The organism is Roseateles saccharophilus (assembly GCF_004342485.1).
GTDB classification, from domain to species: Bacteria; Pseudomonadota; Gammaproteobacteria; order Burkholderiales; family Burkholderiaceae_C; genus Pelomonas; species Pelomonas saccharophila.
The window spans coordinates 72,964-90,860 of sequence record NZ_SMBU01000002.1 but is presented as its reverse complement, the minus strand read 5'-3'; the positions used below and the strand labels follow the sequence as shown (position 1 = coordinate 90,860).

Here is a 17,897-nt window from a genome sequence, read left to right as displayed (position 1 = left end):
ACCGCTCACTGCTCGATCAGGTCGGCACCGGCCGGCAGCTTGAACTGGAAGCGTTCGGCCGACACGGGCACATTGGCCTGCACGGCGCTGAAGTCCAGCCGCGAGCGCTGGCCGAAGCCGTCGACGATCTCCATCGCGGCCAGCTCCTTGCCCCTGAAGCCGAGCTTGAGCGACTGGATGGTGGACTCGGCCTGCTTGGGCGCCGCCTGCACCCAGTCCACGCCACCCTCGCTGGGCTGGGCCTTCAGCGTGAAGTCGTGTTCGATGTTGGCGCCGGCCAGCAGGGCCGCGGGCGTGGCACCGAGCGCATCGGCCAGCTTGCGCGAGCTGGCCTGGTTCAGGTCGGCGTCGTAGATCCAGACTTTCTGGCCGTCCGCCACGATGGTCTGCTCGAAGGGCTTGGCATAGGCGAAGCGGAAGCGGTTGGGCCTCTCGAACTCGAAGCTGCCGCTGGACAGCTTCTTGCGCTTGCCGTCCGGCGAGGTGACGGTCTGCGTGAAATTGGCCTTGCCGCTCTTCACGTCATGCGCGAAGTCGCGCAGCGCGTCGACGGCATCGGCGTGGGCGACACCGGCAGCGCACAGGGCCAGGGCCAGGGCCAGGGCCAGGGCAATGAGGAAATGCTTCATTCGTCTCGCTTCGGAACAATCAATTCGCGGCTGCCATTGGCCGCCAGCGCACCGACGAGGCCCGAGTTCTCCATCTGCTCCAGCAGCCGCGCGGCGCGGTTGTAGCCGATGCGCAGATGCCGCTGCACCAGCGAGATCGAGGCCTTGCGATGCTGCAGCACGATGGCCACGGCCTGGTCGTACATGGGATCCTGTTCGCCGCTGGCTTCACCGGGCGCCGGCGCTTCGCCGCCCGCGTCGTCGAGCACGCCGCCTTCGAGGATGCCTTCGACGTAGTTCGGTTCACCTTGCGACTTGATGTACTCCACAACGCGGTGCACCTCCTCGTCGCTGACAAAGGCGCCGTGCACGCGGATGGGCAGACCGGTACCGGAGGGCATGTAGAGCATGTCGCCCATGCCCAGCAGGGCCTCGGCGCCCATCTGGTCGAGGATGGTGCGGCTGTCGATCTTGCTGCTGACCTGGAAGGACAGGCGGGTCGGGATGTTGGCCTTGATCAGGCCGGTGATGACGTCCACCGACGGCCGCTGCGTGGCGAGAATGAGGTGGATGCCTGCCGCGCGCGCCTTCTGCGCCAGGCGGGCGATCAACTCCTCGATCTTCTTGCCGACGACCATCATCAGGTCGGCCAGCTCGTCGATGACGACGACGATGAACGGCAGGCGCTCCAGCGGCTCGGGGTCATCGTTGTTCAGCGCGAACGGGTTGGGGATGCTGATGCCGTTGGCTTTCGCCTCGTCGATCTTCTTGTTGTAGCCGGCCAGGTTGCGCACGCCCAGCTTGGACATCAGCTTGTAGCGCCTCTCCATCTCGCCGACGCACCAGTTCAGCGCGTTGCCGGCCTGCTTCATGTCGGTCACGACCGGCGCGAGCAGGTGCGGGATGCCCTCGTAGACGCTCATCTCCAGCATCTTGGGGTCGATGAGGATGAGGCGCACGTCGCGGGCCTCGGCCTTGTAGAGCAGGCTGAGGATCATCGCGTTGATGCCCACCGACTTGCCCGAGCCGGTCGTGCCGGCGACGAGGCAGTGCGGCATCTTGGCGAGGTCGGCCACCACCGGCAGGCCGATGATGTCCTTGCCCAGGCCCATGGTCAGCTGCGAGGCGGCGTCGGCATAGACCTGCGAGCCGAGGATCTCGGACAGGCGGATGGTCTGGCGCCGCGCGTTGGGCAGCTCCAGGGCCATGTAGTTCTTGCCCGGAATGGTCTCGACGACACGGATGGACACGAGGCTCAGGCTACGCGCCAGGTCCTTGGCCAGCCCGACGATCTGGGAGCCCTTCACGCCGGTGGCCGGCTCGATCTCGTAGCGCGTGATGACGGGGCCCGGCGAAGCCGCGACGACATGCACCTCGACACCGAAGTCGCGCAGCTTCTTCTCGATGAGGCGGCTGGTCATCTCCAGCGACTCGGGCGTGACCGTCTCCTGGCGGCCGGGCGCGGCGTCCAGCAGGTCGACCTGGGGCAGCTTGGCATCGCCGGCGTCGGTGAACAGCGTCTGCTGGCGCTCCTTGGCGACGCGGGTGGACTGCGGCACCTCGACGATGGGCGGCTCGATGACCAGGGGCGCGTCATGCTCGAAGCCGAGGTCGCGCTCCAGGGCCCGCTCGGCCTCGCGCTCGACCTCGACCTCCTGCTCGCGTTCCTTCACCGCCTGCTGGCCGGCCTTCTGGTCGGCCTTGATCTCGCGCTGCTCGATGCGTTTCTCGCGCAGCGCCTCGATGCGCTCGCCGATGCGCTCGGCGAGATGGCCCCAGGAGAAGCGCAGCGCCCAGGACATGCCGGTCAGCAGCAGCACGATCCAGACGACGCCGGAGCCCGCGAAGCCCAGCGCCCTCATGCCCAGCGGCCCCAGCGTGTAGCCCAGCACGCCGCCCGCATGGCCCGGCAGCCGCGGCTCCAGCGCGTACAGGCGGCTCCACTCCAGCGCACAACTCGCGCCGATCAGCAGCGCGACACCCAGCCACCAGCGCGCACGCTGGCTCCAGCGCGGCGCCTCGGCCGTATCGTGCCGCAGCAGGCCGGCCAGGCTGCGCAGCCAGGCACGCAGGGCCAGCAGCGGCAACCACCAGGCCGAGAAGCCGAAGACGAAAAGCAGGCCGTCGGACAGCCAGGCGCCGAAGCTGCCGACGCGGTTGCCGACCAGCCCGCGCTGGCCGCTGGTGCTGAAGGCCGCGTCGCGCAGGTCATGCGTGGCCAGGGCCAGCACGAGCAAGGCGAGCATCAGCGCCGTGAGAGCCAGCCACAGGGGCGTGCGCAGCAGCCGGGATGCCGCCGACGGCGGGCGGGCTTCGCGCTTGGGGGCCTGGCGGCGGGTGGGTTTGGCGGGGGCGGCGGGCTCGCTCGCGGCACCGGATTCAGCCTGGCCGCCCAGCAGTGAACCGAGGGGAAAACTCATTCCCGCATTGTGGCGCTCAATCGTGGGTCAACCGTTCCTTGATGACCACCGAACCGTTCTCAAGCGTTTCGATGACGCCGCGCTCCTCGAGGTCCTTCATGACGCGGCTGACCATCTCGCGCGAAGCGCCGACGACCTTGGCCATGTCCTGGCGCGAGACCTTGCCGCGGATCAGCTTGATGCCCTTCTCGTCCTCGGCCATGTCCAGCAGCGTGCGCGCCACGCGGCCGTAGACGTCCAGCAGCGCGAGCGACTCGATCTGGCGGTCGGCATTGCGCAGCCGCGCGACGAGGCCGCGCAGGATGCCGTAGGACAGGCTGCTGCCCTCCGGCAGGCAGCGCGCGAACTCCATGCGGCCGAGCACCAGCATGTCGGTCTGCACCTCGGCACGCACGGTGGCCGAGTGGGGCTCGTTGTCGATCAGGCTCATCTCGCCGACATAGTCACCCGACTGCAGCACCGCGAGGATGACCTCGCGGCCACGGTGGTCGGCCGTCAGCACGCGCGCACGGCCGTTCAGCAGGATGAACAACGCGTTGGACTTGGTCCCCTGCTCGACGATCAGTTCACCGCGCTTGAAGCGGCGTTTCACGACGCTGTCGGCGATGGACTGGGCCTGATCGGTGGTCAGCATCGAGAACAGCGGAACCCGCCGGATCAGGTCCAAGTTGGAAATCATCGCCATGTGCACTCTCCAGGTTTGGGGCCTCGGACAGGAGCCCGAAAAGACGCCTGCCTAAAATGGCGTGCATTTTGCACACCTGACAGCGCTTGCCTCAACGCTTGGGCTCGGGGTTTTCACTTCGACGCCGACTTGCAGGCCTGCCCGCCGCCCTCATTTCCCCGCCATGACCGCAACCATCCAACACCACGGCCTGCTCATCCTCGGCTCCGGCCCTGCCGGCTACACCGCCGCCATCTACGCCGCGCGCGCCAACCTCAAGCCCACGCTGATCACCGGCATGGCCCAGGGCGGCCAGCTGATGACGACGACCGAGGTCGACAACTGGCCGGCAGACGTGATGGGCGTGCAGGGCCCCGAGCTGATGCAGCGCTTCCAGCAGCATGCCGAGCGTTTCCAGACGCAGATCGTCTTCGACCACATCAACAGCGTCGACTTCTCCAAACGGCCGTTCACGCTCACGGGCGACAGCGGCAGCTATAGCTGCGACGCCCTCATCATCGCCACCGGCGCCTCGGCCAAATACCTGGGCCTGGACTCCGAGCAGGCCTTCATGGGCCGCGGGGTCAGTGGCTGTGCGACCTGCGACGGCTTCTTCTACCGCGGCCAGGAAGTCTGCGTCGTCGGCGGCGGCAACACGGCCGTCGAGGAGGCGCTCTACCTGTCCAACATCGCCAGCACCGTCCACCTGATCCACCGCCGCGACAAGTTCCGCGCCGAGCCCATCCTCATCGACAAGCTGATGGAGAAGGCCGCTGCCGGCAAGATCAAGCTCCATCTCTTCCAGCAGCTCGACGAGGTGCTGGGCGATGCCTCGGGCGTGACCGGCGTGCGCACGCACAACGTGCAGGACGGCAGCAAGGCCGAGATCCCCGTGCACGGCTGCTTCATCGCGATCGGCCACCAGCCCAATACCGACATCTTCAAGGGCCAGCTCGAGATGAAGGACGGCTACATCATCACCAAGGGCGGCCTGAACGGCTTCGCAACGATGACCAGCATGCCGGGCGTATTCGCGGCCGGCGACGTGCAGGACCATGTCTACCGCCAGGCCATCACGAGCGCCGGTACCGGCTGCATGGCCGCGCTGGATGCGCAGCGCTTCCTGGAGCAGGAGAACGGCTGACCGGCTGGGGCGCCGAGCCCCTTCCCGGCTCACGGGTTTTCCGCTATACTCGCCGGCTTGCCTGCTGGATGGACCGCGCCCGACTCTCGAGGAAGCTCGAGGGAGAGGTTTAGCAGGCATTGCGGTCAAAGGGTTGCACGAGGTGTCTCGCGCAACTGGTCAATCGTCAGAGTGGAGAAGCGTCATGGCACGCGTCTGTCAAGTCACGGGCAAGAAGCCCATGGTCGGGAACAATGTTTCCCACGCCAACAACAAAACCAAGCGCCGGTTCCTGCCGAACCTGCAGTACCGCCGTTTCTGGGTGGAATCCGAGAACCGTTGGGTGCGCCTGCGCATCACCAACGCCGCTCTGCGTTTGATCGACAAGGTCGGCATCGACCAAGTCGTCGCCGATCTGCGCGCCAAGGGCGAGCTCTGATCGTCCACTGACCTAGCAAAGGAATACGACCATGGCATCCAAAGGCGGCCGCGAAAAGATCAAGCTGGAGTCCACCGCGGGCACCGGCCACTTCTACACGACGAACAAGAACAAGAAGACCACGCCCGAAAAGCTCGAATTCATGAAGTTCGACCCCAAGGCGCGCAAGCACGTCCTGTACAAGGAAATCAAGCTGAAGTGATGGCGGGCGGCCCAGGCCGCCTGGCAACCCAGCCCAGAAAAACCCGCCAAGCGGCAACGCTGGCGGGTTTTTTGTTGGTCGCGCCGCTGCGTGGTCAGTGACCCCGGGCAGCCGCTGCAGCCGGATTGAACTCGCTCTGCATCCAGCGGTCGAACATGCGCTTTTCATAGCGCAGAGGGTCGCTGTCGGTCAGGCTGTTGAAGCTGTTCTGGTAGTCCATGTCACGCATCTTGGCCTCGCCCTGCCGGACGAGCACGCCGCCCTCGCGGACCTCATACGTCAGCGTGATGGCCGGCGACGTCACCGCACGCATGACCCGCAGCCACCGGCCGTGGCGACCAAAAGGCTCCACCTCGCCCGCCAGGTCGACGTCGGTGACGTCGAAGCGCACATCCCGCCCAGGCAGCACCTTGCCCGCCTCGGCAATCATGTGGGCCTCCAGATCCTTCAACACTTCAGGCCGGCTGAAGCCGTCGTTGTCCCGGATGTCCGAGAACTTCTCGGGGTGCACGAAATTGACCTTCACATCCGCCTGCGCGGCGGCTCCAAGGGCCAGCAGCCCAAGGGCGATCCAACGGTTCGTCATGGCAGGCCTCCTAAACCAGCAGCCGTGTGTATCAAGTCTAGGTCAGCCCATGAAAAAGGGCGCCCGTCGGGGCGCCCTTTACGCGGGTGAAACGCTGCCGCCTCAGGCGTGAACGGCGCGCAGGCGCATCGAGAAGGCCTGCAGCTCGGCGATACCGCTTTCCTCGGCGCGGCGGCACCAGGCCTGCAGGTCGGCCACCAGCTGTTCGGCCGACACATTCGTGCGAGTCCACATCTGGCGCAGCTCCTCGCGCATCGTCACGAGCTTGTCGATGACCGGGCTGGCGGCACGGGCGTTGGCGAGTTCGCCCTGCACGGCCTGCGGGATGCGCTCCTTGTCGCGGTGCATCCAGCGCTTCGCCAGCTTGAACTGGGCGAAGCGTTCGCTGTGCTTGCCGCCCTCGGCCTGGATCTTGGCCAGTTCGGTCGCGCAGGCCGCCCTCAGGTCACGCGCATAGCTGGCCATGACTTCGTAGCGGTTGGCGATCAGTGCCTCCAGCGTGCGCGCATCGGCCGGCTGGACCTCGCCCAAGCTCAGCTTGGGCGCCGTCTTGCGGACCTTGGCCCAGCCCAGCATTTCCAGAGCACGGATGTAGACCCAGCCGATGTCGAACTCGTAGGGCTTGACCGAGAACTTGGCCGAGGTCGGGTAGGTGTGGTGGTTGTTGTGCAGCTCTTCGCCACCGACGATCAGCGTCCAGGGGATCAGGTTGGTCGACGCGTCGGGCGCCTCGAAATTGCGGTAGCCCCAGTAGTGGCCGATGCCGTTGATGACGCCGGCGGCCCAGAACGGGATCCAGACCATCTGGACGGCCCAGATCGTCGCGCCGAGGGCGCCGAACAGGGCCATGTTGATGATGAGCATCAGCGACACGCCGAGCGCGCTGTGCCTGATGTAGACATTGCGCTCGATCCAGTCATCGGGCGTGCCGCGGCTGTACTTGGCGATGGTTTCGGCGTTCTTGGCCTCGGCACGGTAGAGCTCGGCACCCTCGGCCATGACCTTGCCCAGGCCGCGGGTCTGCGGGCTGTGAGGGTCTTCCTCGGTCTCGCACTTGGCGTGGTGCTTGCGGTGGATGGCCACCCACTCGCGGGTGACCATGCCGGTGGTCATCCACAGCCAGAAGCGGAAAAAGTGCGAAGGGATGGGACCGAGATCCAGCGCACGGTGGGCCTGGGAACGATGCAGGAAGATCGTCACAGATGCGATCGTGATGTGGGTCACCACGAGGGTGTAGACCACCAGTTGCCAGGCACTGAAACCCAGCAGGCCATTGGCCAGCCAGTTCATCAGCGCGTTCAGGATGTCGTTCATGGGTCCAGGACCTCGGCCAAAACGGCCATGCAAAGGAACCTCGATTGTAGAGGCGCGCCCCCAAAATCAAGGAATGTGGAACACCGCATTCCGGCGTTGTCGTGCGAATCGGCGCGTTCCTTGACCGTCATCAAGCCGCCCGCTCCCAGGCGACGGCGAAAAATCCATCCATCGCATGCCGGTGCGGCCAGAGCCGCAGGGCGCCGTTCTCCACCAGTTCGCCGGCGCTCTCGACCTGGGCCTTGGCCAGCAGTTCGTCGGCCGCCAGAGGCTTGAAATCCGGGTGGGCGGCGGCGAATTCGGCCGCGATGACCTCGTTCTCGGCGTCCAGCAGGCTGCAGGTGGCGTAGACGAGGCGCCCGCCCGGCTTCACGAGGCGGGCGGCACTGGCCAGGATGGCGCGCTGCTTGTCCTGCAGCTCCGCCACCGCCTGCGGCGACTGGCGCCACTTCAGGTCCGGGTTGCGGCGCAGCGTGCCCAAGCCCGAGCACGGCGCATCGACGAGCACCCTGTCGATCTTGCCGGCCAGGCGCTTGATGCGTTCGTCGCGCTCGTGGGCGATCCTGGCCGGGTAGACGTTGGACAGCCCGCTGCGCGCCAGCCGCGGCTTGAGGGCGTCCAGCCGATGGCCGGACACGTCGAAGGCATAGAGCCGGCCGGTGTTGCGCATCGCGGCGCCCAGGGCCAGGGTCTTGCCGCCGGCACCGGCGCAGAAGTCCACCACCATCTCGCCGCGCTTGGGCGCCAGCAGCAGGGCCAGCAACTGGCTGCCCTCGTCCTGCACCTCGATGCTGCCGTTGGTGAACAGTTCCAGCTTGTTCAGCGCCGGCTTGCCCTGCACGCGCAGGCCGAGCGGCGAATAGGGCGTAGCCACCGCCTCGATGCCGGCGGCGGCGAGCTGGGCCTGGGCCTCCTCGCGCTTGAGCTTGAGCGTGTTGACCCGCAGGTCCAAAGGCGCGGCCTCGTTCATCGCAGCGGCAAGCTTCCAGAACTCCTCCTCGCCCAGGCGGGCCAGCAGCGGCTCGGCCAGCCAGTCGGGCAGGTTGTGGCGCAGCTTGGGCGCGAGGCTTTGCGGCGCAATGGCCTGGACTTGCTCCAGCCACTGCTGCTCCGCCGGGCCGAGCGCGCCGCGCAGGAAGGCGTCGCTGCCGCGCCAGGCCAGGATGGCCAGGCGGCGCGGCATGGGGCCGCTACCGCTCTGGGCCAGGTTCTGGAACTTGAGCCGCTCGCGCAGCATGGCGTAGACGGTCTCGGCCAGGCTGGCGCGCTCGCGCGGGCCGAGGTTCTTGTGTTGACGAAAGAAGGCCGAGACGGTGGCGTCGGCCGGCGCGTCGAGCTTGTTGACGGCGGCGATCAGCTCGGCGCACAGCTCCAGCAGGGCATTAGGATGCATCGCCCCATTATCCCAAGCCGCCCTGCATGAATCTCTGGACCCAGTTGCGCCTGCGCCCTCGCCTGCTGGCCGCCATCCTGACCGGCAGCCTGCTGGCCGCAATCTGGCCGGGCACGCTGGCCTGGCAGACCCGCGCGCTGATCGGCTGGAACCTGGCCGTCTGGATCTACCTCCCCCTCATCGTCTGGATGATGCTGACCGGCGACGCCGCGCGCCACGTGCAGCAGCGCGCCCGCCGGCTGGCAGAGGGCATGCCGGTCGTGCTGATGCTCGCGGTGCTGGGCGCACTGGCCAGCCTCGCGGCCATCACGCTGGAACTGCAGGCGGCCAAGCAGTCGCACCAGCCCGGCTATCTGCTGTTGGTGGCGGCGACCGTGTGCGGCTCCTGGCTGCTGCTGCCGGTCGAGTTCGCGCTGGCCTATGCCAGCCTCTACCACCGCCCCGGCCAGGCCACGCCGGGCCTGCAGTTCCCGGGCGATGACGGGCCGCCGGACTATGGCGATTTCCTCTATTTCTCGATCACGCTGGCCGCCACGTCGCAGACCTCGGACGTCGGCATCAGCTCGCGCCCGATGCGCCGCCTGGTGCTGCTGCAGACCCTGCTGGCCTTCGCCTTCAACACCGGCGTGCTGGCCCTGGCCATCAACATCCTGGCCGGATTGCTCAACTGAGCATCAGCTGCTGAGCCGCGCCGTCGCGGTGGCGCACGACCTCGCCGTCCCAGACCAGCGCGCCTTCCGCGAACCAGCGCACCGACTGCGGGTAGATGCGGTGCTCGGCCGTCAGCACACGGGCGGCCAGGGCCTTGGCGTCGTCGCCGGGCAGCACGGGCACGACGGCCTGCATGACGATGGCGCCGTGATCCAGCTCGGCCGTCACGAAGTGCACCGTCACGCCCGCCACCTTGCAACCCATCTCCAGCGCACGTTCGTGCGTGTGCAGGCCCGTGAAGGCCGGCAGCAACGAGGGGTGGATGTTGAGCATGCGCCGCGCGTAGCGGGCCGTGAAGCCCGGCGTCAGGATGCGCATGAAGCCGGCGAGCACGACCAGGTCGGGCGCGAAGCCGTCGATGGCCCGGGCCAGCTCGGCATCGAAGGCCTCGCGGCTGCCATGGGCCTTGTGGTCGACGACGGCCGTCGCGATGCCGTGGGCGGCTGCGAAGGCCAGGCCCGCGGCGTCGGGGCGATTGCTGATGACGGCCGCCACCTCGGCGGGCCAGCCCTCGGCCTTGCAGGCCTTGACGATGGCCTCCATGTTGGAGCCCCGCCCGGAAATCAGAATCACCAGTCTCTTCATGGGCCGGCAGTGTAGGACCCTCGCCCGTGCCAACCGGCAGGGCCACGGGCTTGAACGACAATCCCAGCCCCATGTCGACCCCAGCCCCCACCCGCCAGCGCGTGCTTTCCGGCATGCGCCCGACCGGCGCCCTGCACCTCGGCCACTACCACGGCGCCATCAAGAACTGGCTGCAACTGCAGGACAGCCACGAGGGCTTCTTCTTCGTCGCCGACTGGCATGCACTGACCACCTCCCACCCCGACCGCGACACACTGAGCCGCCACGTCTACGACATGGTGACCGACTGGCTGGCCGCCGGCATCGACCCCGAGCGCTGCACCCTGTTCCTGCAGAGCCGCATGCCCGAGCACGCCGAGCTGTTCACGCTGCTGGCCATGTGCACGCCGTCATCGTGGCTGGCACGCATGCCGAGCTACAAGGAGCAGGTCACCGCCGACCCCGAGCTGGCCACCTACGGCTTCCTCGGCTACCCGCTGCTGCAGGCGGCCGACATCCTGCTCTACAAGCCCGCCGGCGTGCCGGTCGGCGAAGACCAGGCCGCCCACGTCGAGGTGACGCGCGAGGTCGCGCGCCGCTTCAACCGCGTCTATGCGGCCGATGCGCCCGTCTTCGTCGAGCCCCAGGCCCTGCTGACCGAGACCGCCCGCGTGCCGGGCCTGGACGGCCAGAAGATGAGCAAGAGCCTGGACAACGCGATCGCGATGCGCGACGCGCCCGAGGTCACGGCCACCAAGATCCGCACCATGCCGACCGACCCGCAGCGCGTGCGCCGCACCGATGCCGGCGACCCGGCGCGCTGCCCCGTCTGGCCGCTGCACCAGATCTACACCGACGCGGCCACGCGCGCCGCCTGCGAGACCGGCTGCAAGTCCGCCAGCATCGGCTGCCTGGACTGCAAGCAGCCGCTGATCGAGGCCATCCAGCGTGAGCAGGCCCCCTGGCGCGAGCGCGCCGCAGCGCTGGACCCGCAGCAGGTGCGCTGGACGCTGGAGGTCGGCACCGAGCGCGCCCGCGCGGTCGCGCGCAAGACGCTGCGCGAGGTGCGCGCGGCGATGGGGCTGGTGGCTTGAACGCCGCAACAGTTCATGTGACCGATCTTGAGGCCGCCATCAACTGGTGGCGCGAGCGTTCGCCCTCCCCCGACGGCATCAGCGCCGCCGCCGAGGTGCGCGCGCTGGCCGAGGCCTATGCGCTGCTCGCCTGGCAGCACACCACCGAAGTCGACACGGCCGCGTTGAACGAAAGGGCGCTGGGCGCCTGGCTGGCCTGGTATGCCACCACGCCGGACTCGCCCTGCATCGCGATCTGCTCGACCGCCCAGGGCGACCCCGTCTGCAAGGGCTGCGGCCGAACCTTCGACGAGGTGCAGCACTGGCCGGCCCTCGACCCATTCGAGAAGCGCGCCGTCTGGCACCGCATCACGCTGGACGCAACGGCCTGGCGCTTCAACCGCTACGTCGAGCGAGGAGGATGAAGCCCCTCGTCCAAGGAGTACCTTGGCCGGTCCCCCGCGGGGACGGCGACGCTCGCGGCATTGAGCCGCAAGCACATCGCCCGACGGGCCGGCTTGGGAACTGGAGTCGGACACAGGCAGTCCCTGCGGACTGCTGGTGCCTACGCAAGGCCGATGGCCTCTGGCCATTGGCAGGCCCGGCGCTCGGCCCGAAAACCACGGCGGCCGCGAAATGACACGCATCCGTTTCATCGACAGCGTCCGCCGCCTGGTGCCCCAGGCCTGGCCGGTGCTCGTCGGCCAGCTGGCCGTGATGATGTTCAGCACGGTCGACACGCTGATGATGGGCCGCGTCGGCCCGCAGGACCTGGCCGGCCTCGCGGTCGGCTCGGCGGCCTACGTCAGCATCTTCGTCGGGCTGATGGGCGTCGTGCTCGCGGTGGGGCCGATCGCCGGCCGGCAGTACGGCGCCGACGACCTGCCCGGCTCCGGCCGCAGCTTCGTGCAGGCCCAGTGGCTGGCCCTGCTGCTGTGCGTGCCGGGCAGCCTGGCACTGTGGTTCCCCGATCCCTTCATCTGGCTGGCCCAGCTCGACGCGACCCAGGCCGCCAAGGTGCGGGCCTACACCCGCCCCGAGGCCTTCGCGCTGCCGGCGGCGCTGCTGTTCGCGGCCTTCCGCGGTTTCTCGACCTCGGTCAGCCGGCCCAAGGCGGTGATGGCCGTGCAGCTCGGCGGCCTCGCCGCCAAGGTGCCGCTGAACGCGCTGCTCGTCTTCGGCTGGGGGCCCCTGCCCGCCATGGGCGTGGGAGGCTGCGGCTGGGCCACGGCCATCGCGATGACGGCCCATGCCCTGGCCGCGCAGGCCCTGCTGCGCCGCGACGGCTTCTACCGCCCTTTCCGCATCCCCCACCTCTGGCAGACGCGCCCGCACTGGGTCGAGCTGGTCAGCCTGGTGCGCCTGGGCCTGCCGATGGGCGGCTCCATCCTCGTCGAGGTGACGGGCTTCACCTTCATGGCCTTCTTCATCGCGCGGCTGGGCGCCACGCCCGTGGCCGGCCACCAGATCGCGGTCAACCTCGTCGCGATGATGTTCATGATCGCGCTGGCCCTGGCCACGGCGGCCGGCACACTGGTGGCCCAGCACCTGGGCGCGGGCGACAAGCGTGCGGCGCGCACCGTCGGCCGCCACGCGATGGTGCTGGCGGCCCTCGTCGCGGCCAGCGTGGGCGCGGTCGTCGCGCTGGCGCGCGAGTCCATCGTCGGCCTCTATACGGCCAACACGGCCACGGCGGCGGCGGCATTGCCGCTGCTGGTCTGGGTCTGGTTCTTCCACCTGGGTGACGCGCTGCAGACGGTGGCCGCCTATGTGCTGCGCGCCTACCAGGTCGCGACGCTGCCCATGGTCATCTACGTCGTGGCGCTCTGGGGCCTGGGCATCGGTGGTGGCTATCTGCTCGCCTTCGGTGCCCACGGCGCGGGCGCGGTGGGTTTCTGGCAGGCCGCCACGGCGGGCCTGCTCACCGCGGCGTTGCTGCTCGGCCTGCTGCTCAGACAAGTCTTCGAAGAGAATCGCGAATCAGCGCCTTGACGCCGGCAGGAAGAGCACGAAGCGGCTGCCGCCGCCGTCGCGTGGCAGGCAGCGCACGCTGCCGCCGTGGCGCTCGGCAATCTGTTTGACCAGGCTCAGCCCCAGGCCGACGCCTCCCGCCATCTCGGCATGGCCGGGCAGGCGGAAGAACGGCTCGAAGATGCGCTCGCGCATCTCCGCCGGCACGCCGGGGCCGCGGTCGGCCACGACGAATTCGTAGCCGCCGGCCACCGGGCGCAGAGTCAACTGCACCTCGGGGCCGCCATAGCGGCGCGCGTTGTCCAGCAGGTTGCGCAGCGCGCGGCGCAGCAGGCGCTCCTGGCCGTCGATGCGCGCCGAATCGGTCTCGGGCTCGAAGGCGACCTCGGAGCGGGCCGCCTCCTCGGCGCCCAGGGCCAGCAACTCGACGGCATGGGTGTCGCCGAGCGCGCTGCCAGCCTCCAGGCGGCTCGCCAGCAGCACCTCCTCGACCAGCGCGTCCAGCTCGGCGATATTGACGTCGATCTCGCGCGCCAGCCGCTCGCGCTGGGCCGGGCCGGCGTCCTCCAGCATCGCGAAGGCCATCTTCAGCCGCGCCAGCGGCGAGCGCAGTTCGTGGCTGGCATTGGCCAGCAAGCTCTGGTGGGAGCGCAGCAGGGTTTCGATGCGGTCCGCCGCCTGGTTGAAGCTGCCGGCCAGCGCCGCCACCTCGTCGCTGCCGCTGTCGTCGACGCGGTGGCCGAGCTGGCCGGCGCCGAACTGCTCGACGCCGCGCTTGAGCACCTCCAGCCGGCGCGTGAGCCGGCGCACGACGGGATAGGCGCCGGCCGCCACGCCGACGAAGAGCAGTACCAGCACGATGGCCAGCGTGGAAACGGCCGGCGCGTTGGGCGATACCGGGCGATGCAGCCAGGGGCCGGCCCATGGGCCTTCGTCCAGCCGTTGCGGTCGGGCTCCCGGGCCGCCGCCGGGTGGGCCGGCCAGGCCGCCCTGGGGAGGCCCCGGGCGCACGGTGCGCACCATCTCCAGGCTGCGGCCGTCACCCAGGCCGGCGCTGACGACAATGGCGCCCGGGTCGTCGACCCGGCGCTGGAACATCACCGTCGCCGCGATGCGCCGGCCCTCGGCGTCCACCAGCGCGATGGGCATTCGCAGGCGGCCACCCCAGTCGGCGAAGACATCGGCCTGATCCTCGCGCGCCGCCGTCGCCGCCGGCAGCGCGAGCTTGAGCAGGCCGGCCATCGCATTCAGCCGCTCGCCCGCCACCAGCTCCACATTGCCGCGCTCCTGCTCGATATGGCGCTGGAACAGCCAGGCCGAGCCGAAGGCGAAGGCCAGCAGCAGCGCCACCAGCGTCAGGTAGATGCGAACGTAGAGGCTCTTCATCGGCAATGCATGGAACTGACGGGCCGAGCGCCGGGCCTGCCAATGGCCAGAGGCCATCGGACTTGCGTAGGCACAAGCAGTCCGCAGGGACTGCCTGTGTCCGACTCCAGTTCCCAAGCCGGCCCGCGCTGGCGATGTGCTTGTCGGTCAATCCGGCAAGCATCGCCGCCCCCCAGGGGGCTGAGGCCGGACACATTGCCCCCAGTGGGCGCGATGTGTCCGCCGAAGAGCTGCGGCGCAAGCCGCAGCGCGGTCTGCAAGACCGACCGGGCTTGCCCGCGTTCAGCGCGGCAAGACTGGGCGAGGGGTTTCATTCAAGCGGCGTCCGCGTCCGCGTCCTGCTTGCGCGCGAAGACATAGCCGGCGCCGCGCACGGTCAGCACGCGGCGCGGGTTCTTGGGGTCGTCCTCGATGACGGCGCGGATGCGCGAGATGTGCACGTCGATGGAGCGGTCGAAGGCTTCCAGCGGATGGCCCTTGAGGGCGTCCATGATCTGGTCGCGGCTCAGCACGCGCCCCGGGCTCTGGGCCAGCACGACGAGCAGATCGAACTGGTGGCTGGTCAGGTCGCAGATCCTGCCGTCCAGCCGGGCCACGCGCGCGGCCAGGTCGATGTCGAGCCGGCCGAAGCGCAGCACCTCGTCGCCATCGAGCTTGGGCTCGAGGCGGCGCAGCAGGGCCTTGACGCGGGCCTGCAGCTCACGCGGCTCGAAGGGCTTGGAGAGATAGTCGTCGGCGCCCAGTTCCAGGCCGAGGATGCGGTCCATGGGCTCGCCACGGGCCGACAGCATCAGCACCGGCTGGTGGCGCCAGCGCGGGTCGCCACGCAGCCAGCGGCAGAAGTCCAGGCCATCGCCGTCGGGCAGCATCAGGTCCAGCACGATCAGCTCGAAGCGCCCCTGGGCCAGGGCCTCCCGCGCCTGGGCCAGGCTGCCGGCCGCGCTGACCTCGAAGCCGGCGGAGCGGAGGTAGTCGCCGACCATGCCGGTCAGGCGGGTGTCGTCATCGATCAACAGCAGTCGGGCACTCATCACGGGGGCGAGGGAAGAGAACGAAAGCCGGCGCACCTCGGCGCCGGTGCCATGGGGCTCAAGCATCGCAGAACTCCTCGCCGACAGCCAATCAACCTGCCTTGCGGCCAGCCATGCGGGCCTGGTGCTTCTTCATGACGTCGGCGATCTTGGCGCGCTGCTCGGGTGTCAGCACGCGGGCCGCGTCGATGCCGGCCTGGCTCATGCGCTTGGAGGCGGCGTCATGCTGGGCGCTCATCTGCGCACGCACCGACTCGATGGCGGCGGCGTCGATATTGGGCGCGGTGAAGAGCGCGGCCATCTGCTCGTGCAGCTGCCGGCCGCTGTCGCGCTGGCCGGCGAGGTCCTGGTGGGCGGCCTTGAAGATGGCCTCGATCTGGCTGCGCTGGGCGTCCGTGGCATTGACCAGGTCGAGCACATGCTCCATGTGGCCGCCGAACATGCCGGGCGCCATCATCATGCCGGGGCCGCCGTGGTGATCCGGGCCGGGGCCGGGCTGGGCCTGCACGGCCGCGCCGCCGGCGGCGAGGGCCAGCGCCACGGTGGCGACACGCAACAGGTTGTGAATTCGGGGGGCTTGCATCAGTGATCTCCTGGAAGAAGAGGAAGTGAAGTCATCTTCCGGAGACCCTGTGTGGCATCTTTGGGGGCGGGGTAAAGAACTGTGTCGAAACCCGCCCCCCCAAGTCCGTCACTTGATCGGCTTGAAGCGCATGCGCTTGGGGCGCGCGCCTTCCTCGCCCAGGCGCTTCTTCTTGTCGGCCTCGTATTCGTGGAAGTTGCCGTCGTAGAAGAACCACTGCGAGTCGCCCTCGCAGGCCAGGATGTGGGTGCAGATGCGGTCCAGGAACCAGCGGTCGTGGCTGATGACCATGGCCGAGCCGGCGAACTCCAGCAGCGCTTCTTCCAGCGCGCGCAGAGTTTCGACGTCGAGGTCGTTGGACGGTTCGTCCAGCATCAGCACGTTGCCGCCCTGGGCCAGGGTCTTGGCCAGGTGCAGGCGGCCGCGCTCGCCGCCGGACAGCGAGCCGACGAGCTTCTGCTGGTCGTTGCCCTTGAAGTTGAAGCGGCCAAGGTAGGCGCGGCTGGGCATGACGAACTTGCCGACGACGATGTTGTCCAGGCCGCCGGAGACGTCCTCCCACACGGTCTTGCCGGCTTCCAGGCTGGCGCGGCTCTGGTCCACGAAGGCCAGCTTGGCGGTCTTGCCGATCTTGACGTTGCCGCTGTCCGGCTGCTCCACACCCTGCAGCATGCGGAACAGCGTCGACTTGCCGGCGCCGTTGGGGCCGATGATGCCGACGATGGCGCCCGCGGGCACCTTGAAGCTCAGGTTGTCGATCAGCACGCGGTCGCCGAAGCTCTTGCTGACGTTCTCGAACTCGATGACCTCATTGCCCAGGCGCTCGGCCACGGGGATGAAGATCTCGTTGGTCACGTTGCGCTGCTGGTATTCGACGTCGCTCAGTTCCTCGAAGCGGGCCAGGCGCGCCTTGCTCTTGGCCTGGCGGCCCTTGGCGTTGGAGCGCACCCACTTGAGTTCCTCCTTCATCGCCTTCATGCGCGCGTCTTCGCTCTTCTGCTCCTGCTCCAGACGGCGTTCCTTCTGGTCCAGCCACTCGGAGTAGTTGCCCTTCCACGGGATGCCGTGGCCACGGTCCAGTTCGAGGATCCACTCGGCCGCGTTGTCCAGGAAGTAGCGGTCGTGGGTGATGGCCACGACGGTGCCGGGGAAGCGTTGCAGGAACTGCTCCAGCCACTCGACGCTTTCTGCGTCCAGGTGGTTGGTGGGCTCGTCGAGCAGCAGCATGTCGGGCTTGGACAGCAGCAGACGGCACAGGGCCACACGGCGCTTCTCGCCGCCGGACAGCACGCCGATGACGGCGTCCCAGGGTGGCAGGTTCAGCGCGTCGGCGGCCAGCTCCAGCTGCAGGTCGGTGTTCTCGGAGCCGGCGGCGGCGATGATGGCCTCCAGCTCCCCCTGCTCGGCGGCCAGCGCGTCGAAGTCGGCGTCCGGCTCGGCATAGGCGGCATAGACCTCGTCCAGGCGCTTCTTCGCGGCCAGCACGCCGCCGATGCCCTCTTCCACGGCCTGGCGCACGGTCTGGTCGGGGTCGAGCTTGGGCTCCTGCTCCAGGTAGCCGATCTTGATGCCCGGCATCGGGATGGCTTCGCCCTCGTACTCCTTGTCCACGCCGGCCATGATCTTCAGCAGGGTCGACTTGCCCGAGCCGTTCACGCCCAGCACGCCGATCTTGGCGCCCGGGAAGAAGGACAGCGAGATGTCCTTGAGGATGTGGCGCTTGGGGGGAACCGTCTTGTTGACACGGTTCATTGAAAAGACGTACTGGGCCATGGCGAATCCTTGAGGCTGAAATGGCGGCAGGCCCCGGAAGGGCCTGCGTTGCCTGC

Annotated in this window: 18 protein-coding genes; 7 read left to right on the top strand and 11 right to left on the bottom strand. The window is 68.6% G+C overall.

What is annotated here, in order from left to right:
• Positions 1-5: 5 nt before the first annotated feature.
• From lolA to EV671_RS02225, 3 genes are read right to left on the bottom strand one after another with little or no spacing between them, the layout of a single operon-like run.
• Positions 6-629 (bottom strand): outer membrane lipoprotein periplasmic chaperone LolA, encoded by a 624-nt coding sequence (gene lolA / locus EV671_RS02235; protein ID WP_132569606.1) that lies wholly within the window; start codon positions 627-629, stop codon positions 6-8.
• Positions 626-3,028 carry a DNA translocase FtsK gene (locus EV671_RS02230; protein WP_132569604.1) on the bottom strand — a complete coding sequence of 801 codons (2,403 nt, stop codon included), beginning with the start codon at positions 3,026-3,028 and terminating at the stop codon, positions 626-628. The genes lolA and EV671_RS02230 overlap by 4 nt, the downstream gene beginning before the upstream one ends.
• Before the next feature lie 16 nt (positions 3,029-3,044).
• Positions 3,045-3,713 carry a Crp/Fnr family transcriptional regulator gene (locus EV671_RS02225; protein WP_132569602.1) on the bottom strand — a complete coding sequence of 223 codons (669 nt, stop codon included), beginning with the start codon at positions 3,711-3,713 and terminating at the stop codon, positions 3,045-3,047.
• Positions 3,714-3,876: 163 nt separating this feature from the next.
• On the opposite strand from EV671_RS02225, the gene trxB reads away from it, so the two are divergent.
• The 3 genes from trxB (at position 3,877) to rpmG (ending at position 5,456) form a co-directional block, all read left to right on the top strand.
• Positions 3,877-4,836, top strand: a complete 960-nt coding sequence (gene trxB / locus EV671_RS02220) for a thioredoxin-disulfide reductase (protein ID WP_132569600.1) — start codon at positions 3,877-3,879, stop codon at positions 4,834-4,836.
• Between the two features lie 184 nt (positions 4,837-5,020).
• The gene (gene rpmB, locus EV671_RS02215; protein WP_025564080.1) at positions 5,021-5,254 is read left to right on the top strand and encodes a 50S ribosomal protein L28; all 234 of its coding nucleotides are present in this window, start codon (positions 5,021-5,023) and stop codon (positions 5,252-5,254) included.
• Between the two features lie 31 nt (positions 5,255-5,285).
• On the top strand, positions 5,286-5,456 hold the full coding sequence (gene rpmG / locus EV671_RS02210; protein ID WP_025564431.1) for a 50S ribosomal protein L33: 171 nt from the start codon (positions 5,286-5,288) through the stop codon (positions 5,454-5,456).
• Between the two features lie 94 nt (positions 5,457-5,550).
• Here rpmG and EV671_RS02205 read toward each other — a convergent pair whose 3' ends face one another.
• From EV671_RS02205 to EV671_RS02195, 3 genes are all read right to left on the bottom strand, one after another.
• Complete coding sequence (locus EV671_RS02205) at positions 5,551-6,042, bottom strand: DUF3016 domain-containing protein (RefSeq protein ID WP_132569598.1); 492 nt, start codon at positions 6,040-6,042, stop codon at positions 5,551-5,553.
• Between the two features lie 102 nt (positions 6,043-6,144).
• Positions 6,145-7,356, bottom strand: coding sequence for a DesA family fatty acid desaturase (locus tag EV671_RS02200; protein WP_132569596.1), 1,212 nt, complete (start codon positions 7,354-7,356; stop codon positions 6,145-6,147).
• Between the two features lie 130 nt (positions 7,357-7,486).
• On the bottom strand, positions 7,487-8,749 hold the full coding sequence (locus tag EV671_RS02195) for an RsmB/NOP family class I SAM-dependent RNA methyltransferase (protein WP_132569594.1): 1,263 nt from the start codon (positions 8,747-8,749) through the stop codon (positions 7,487-7,489).
• Between the two features lie 26 nt (positions 8,750-8,775).
• Between EV671_RS02195 and EV671_RS02190 the strand changes: the two genes are divergently transcribed.
• Positions 8,776-9,420: a DUF1345 domain-containing protein gene (locus EV671_RS02190; RefSeq protein WP_132569592.1), complete on the top strand. Its 645-nt coding sequence runs from the start codon at positions 8,776-8,778 to the stop codon at positions 9,418-9,420.
• Here EV671_RS02190 and purN read toward each other — a convergent pair.
• The gene (purN, locus tag EV671_RS02185; protein ID WP_132569590.1) at positions 9,413-10,045 is read right to left on the bottom strand and encodes a phosphoribosylglycinamide formyltransferase; all 633 of its coding nucleotides are present in this window, start codon (positions 10,043-10,045) and stop codon (positions 9,413-9,415) included. The two genes, EV671_RS02190 and purN, sit on opposite strands and share 8 nt — an antisense overlap.
• 71 nt (positions 10,046-10,116) lie before the next feature.
• Here purN and trpS point away from each other — a divergent pair, with 71 nt between their 5' ends.
• From trpS to EV671_RS02170, 3 genes are all read left to right on the top strand, one after another.
• Positions 10,117-11,118, top strand: a complete 1,002-nt coding sequence (trpS, locus tag EV671_RS02180; RefSeq protein WP_132569588.1) for a tryptophan--tRNA ligase — start codon at positions 10,117-10,119, stop codon at positions 11,116-11,118.
• Positions 11,119-11,135: 17 nt separating this feature from the next.
• Entirely contained in the window at positions 11,136-11,522 is a 387-nt protein-coding gene (locus EV671_RS02175; protein ID WP_277592391.1) for a DUF3717 domain-containing protein, read from the top strand.
• A gap of 211 nt (positions 11,523-11,733) precedes the next feature.
• Positions 11,734-13,089, top strand: coding sequence for an MATE family efflux transporter (locus EV671_RS02170; protein WP_132569584.1), 1,356 nt, complete (start codon positions 11,734-11,736; stop codon positions 13,087-13,089).
• Here the strand turns inward: EV671_RS02170 and EV671_RS02165 are convergent.
• The 4 genes from EV671_RS02165 to ettA all read right to left on the bottom strand — a co-directional run bounded on the left by EV671_RS02165 (position 13,078) and on the right by ettA (position 17,841).
• On the bottom strand, positions 13,078-14,511 hold the full coding sequence (locus EV671_RS02165) for a sensor histidine kinase (protein ID WP_243655546.1): 1,434 nt from the start codon (positions 14,509-14,511) through the stop codon (positions 13,078-13,080). The genes EV671_RS02170 and EV671_RS02165 overlap by 12 nt on opposite strands.
• 257 nt (positions 14,512-14,768) lie before the next feature.
• Positions 14,769-15,485: a response regulator gene (locus EV671_RS02160; protein WP_132569849.1), complete on the bottom strand. Its 717-nt coding sequence runs from the start codon at positions 15,483-15,485 to the stop codon at positions 14,769-14,771.
• Positions 15,486-15,576: 91 nt separating this feature from the next.
• Complete coding sequence (locus EV671_RS02155) at positions 15,577-16,068, bottom strand: Spy/CpxP family protein refolding chaperone (protein ID WP_132569582.1); 492 nt, start codon at positions 16,066-16,068, stop codon at positions 15,577-15,579.
• Between the two features lie 108 nt (positions 16,069-16,176).
• Entirely contained in the window at positions 16,177-17,841 is a 1,665-nt protein-coding gene (gene ettA / locus EV671_RS02150; RefSeq protein WP_132569580.1) for an energy-dependent translational throttle protein EttA, read from the bottom strand.
• Positions 17,842-17,897: the final 56 nt, after the last annotated feature.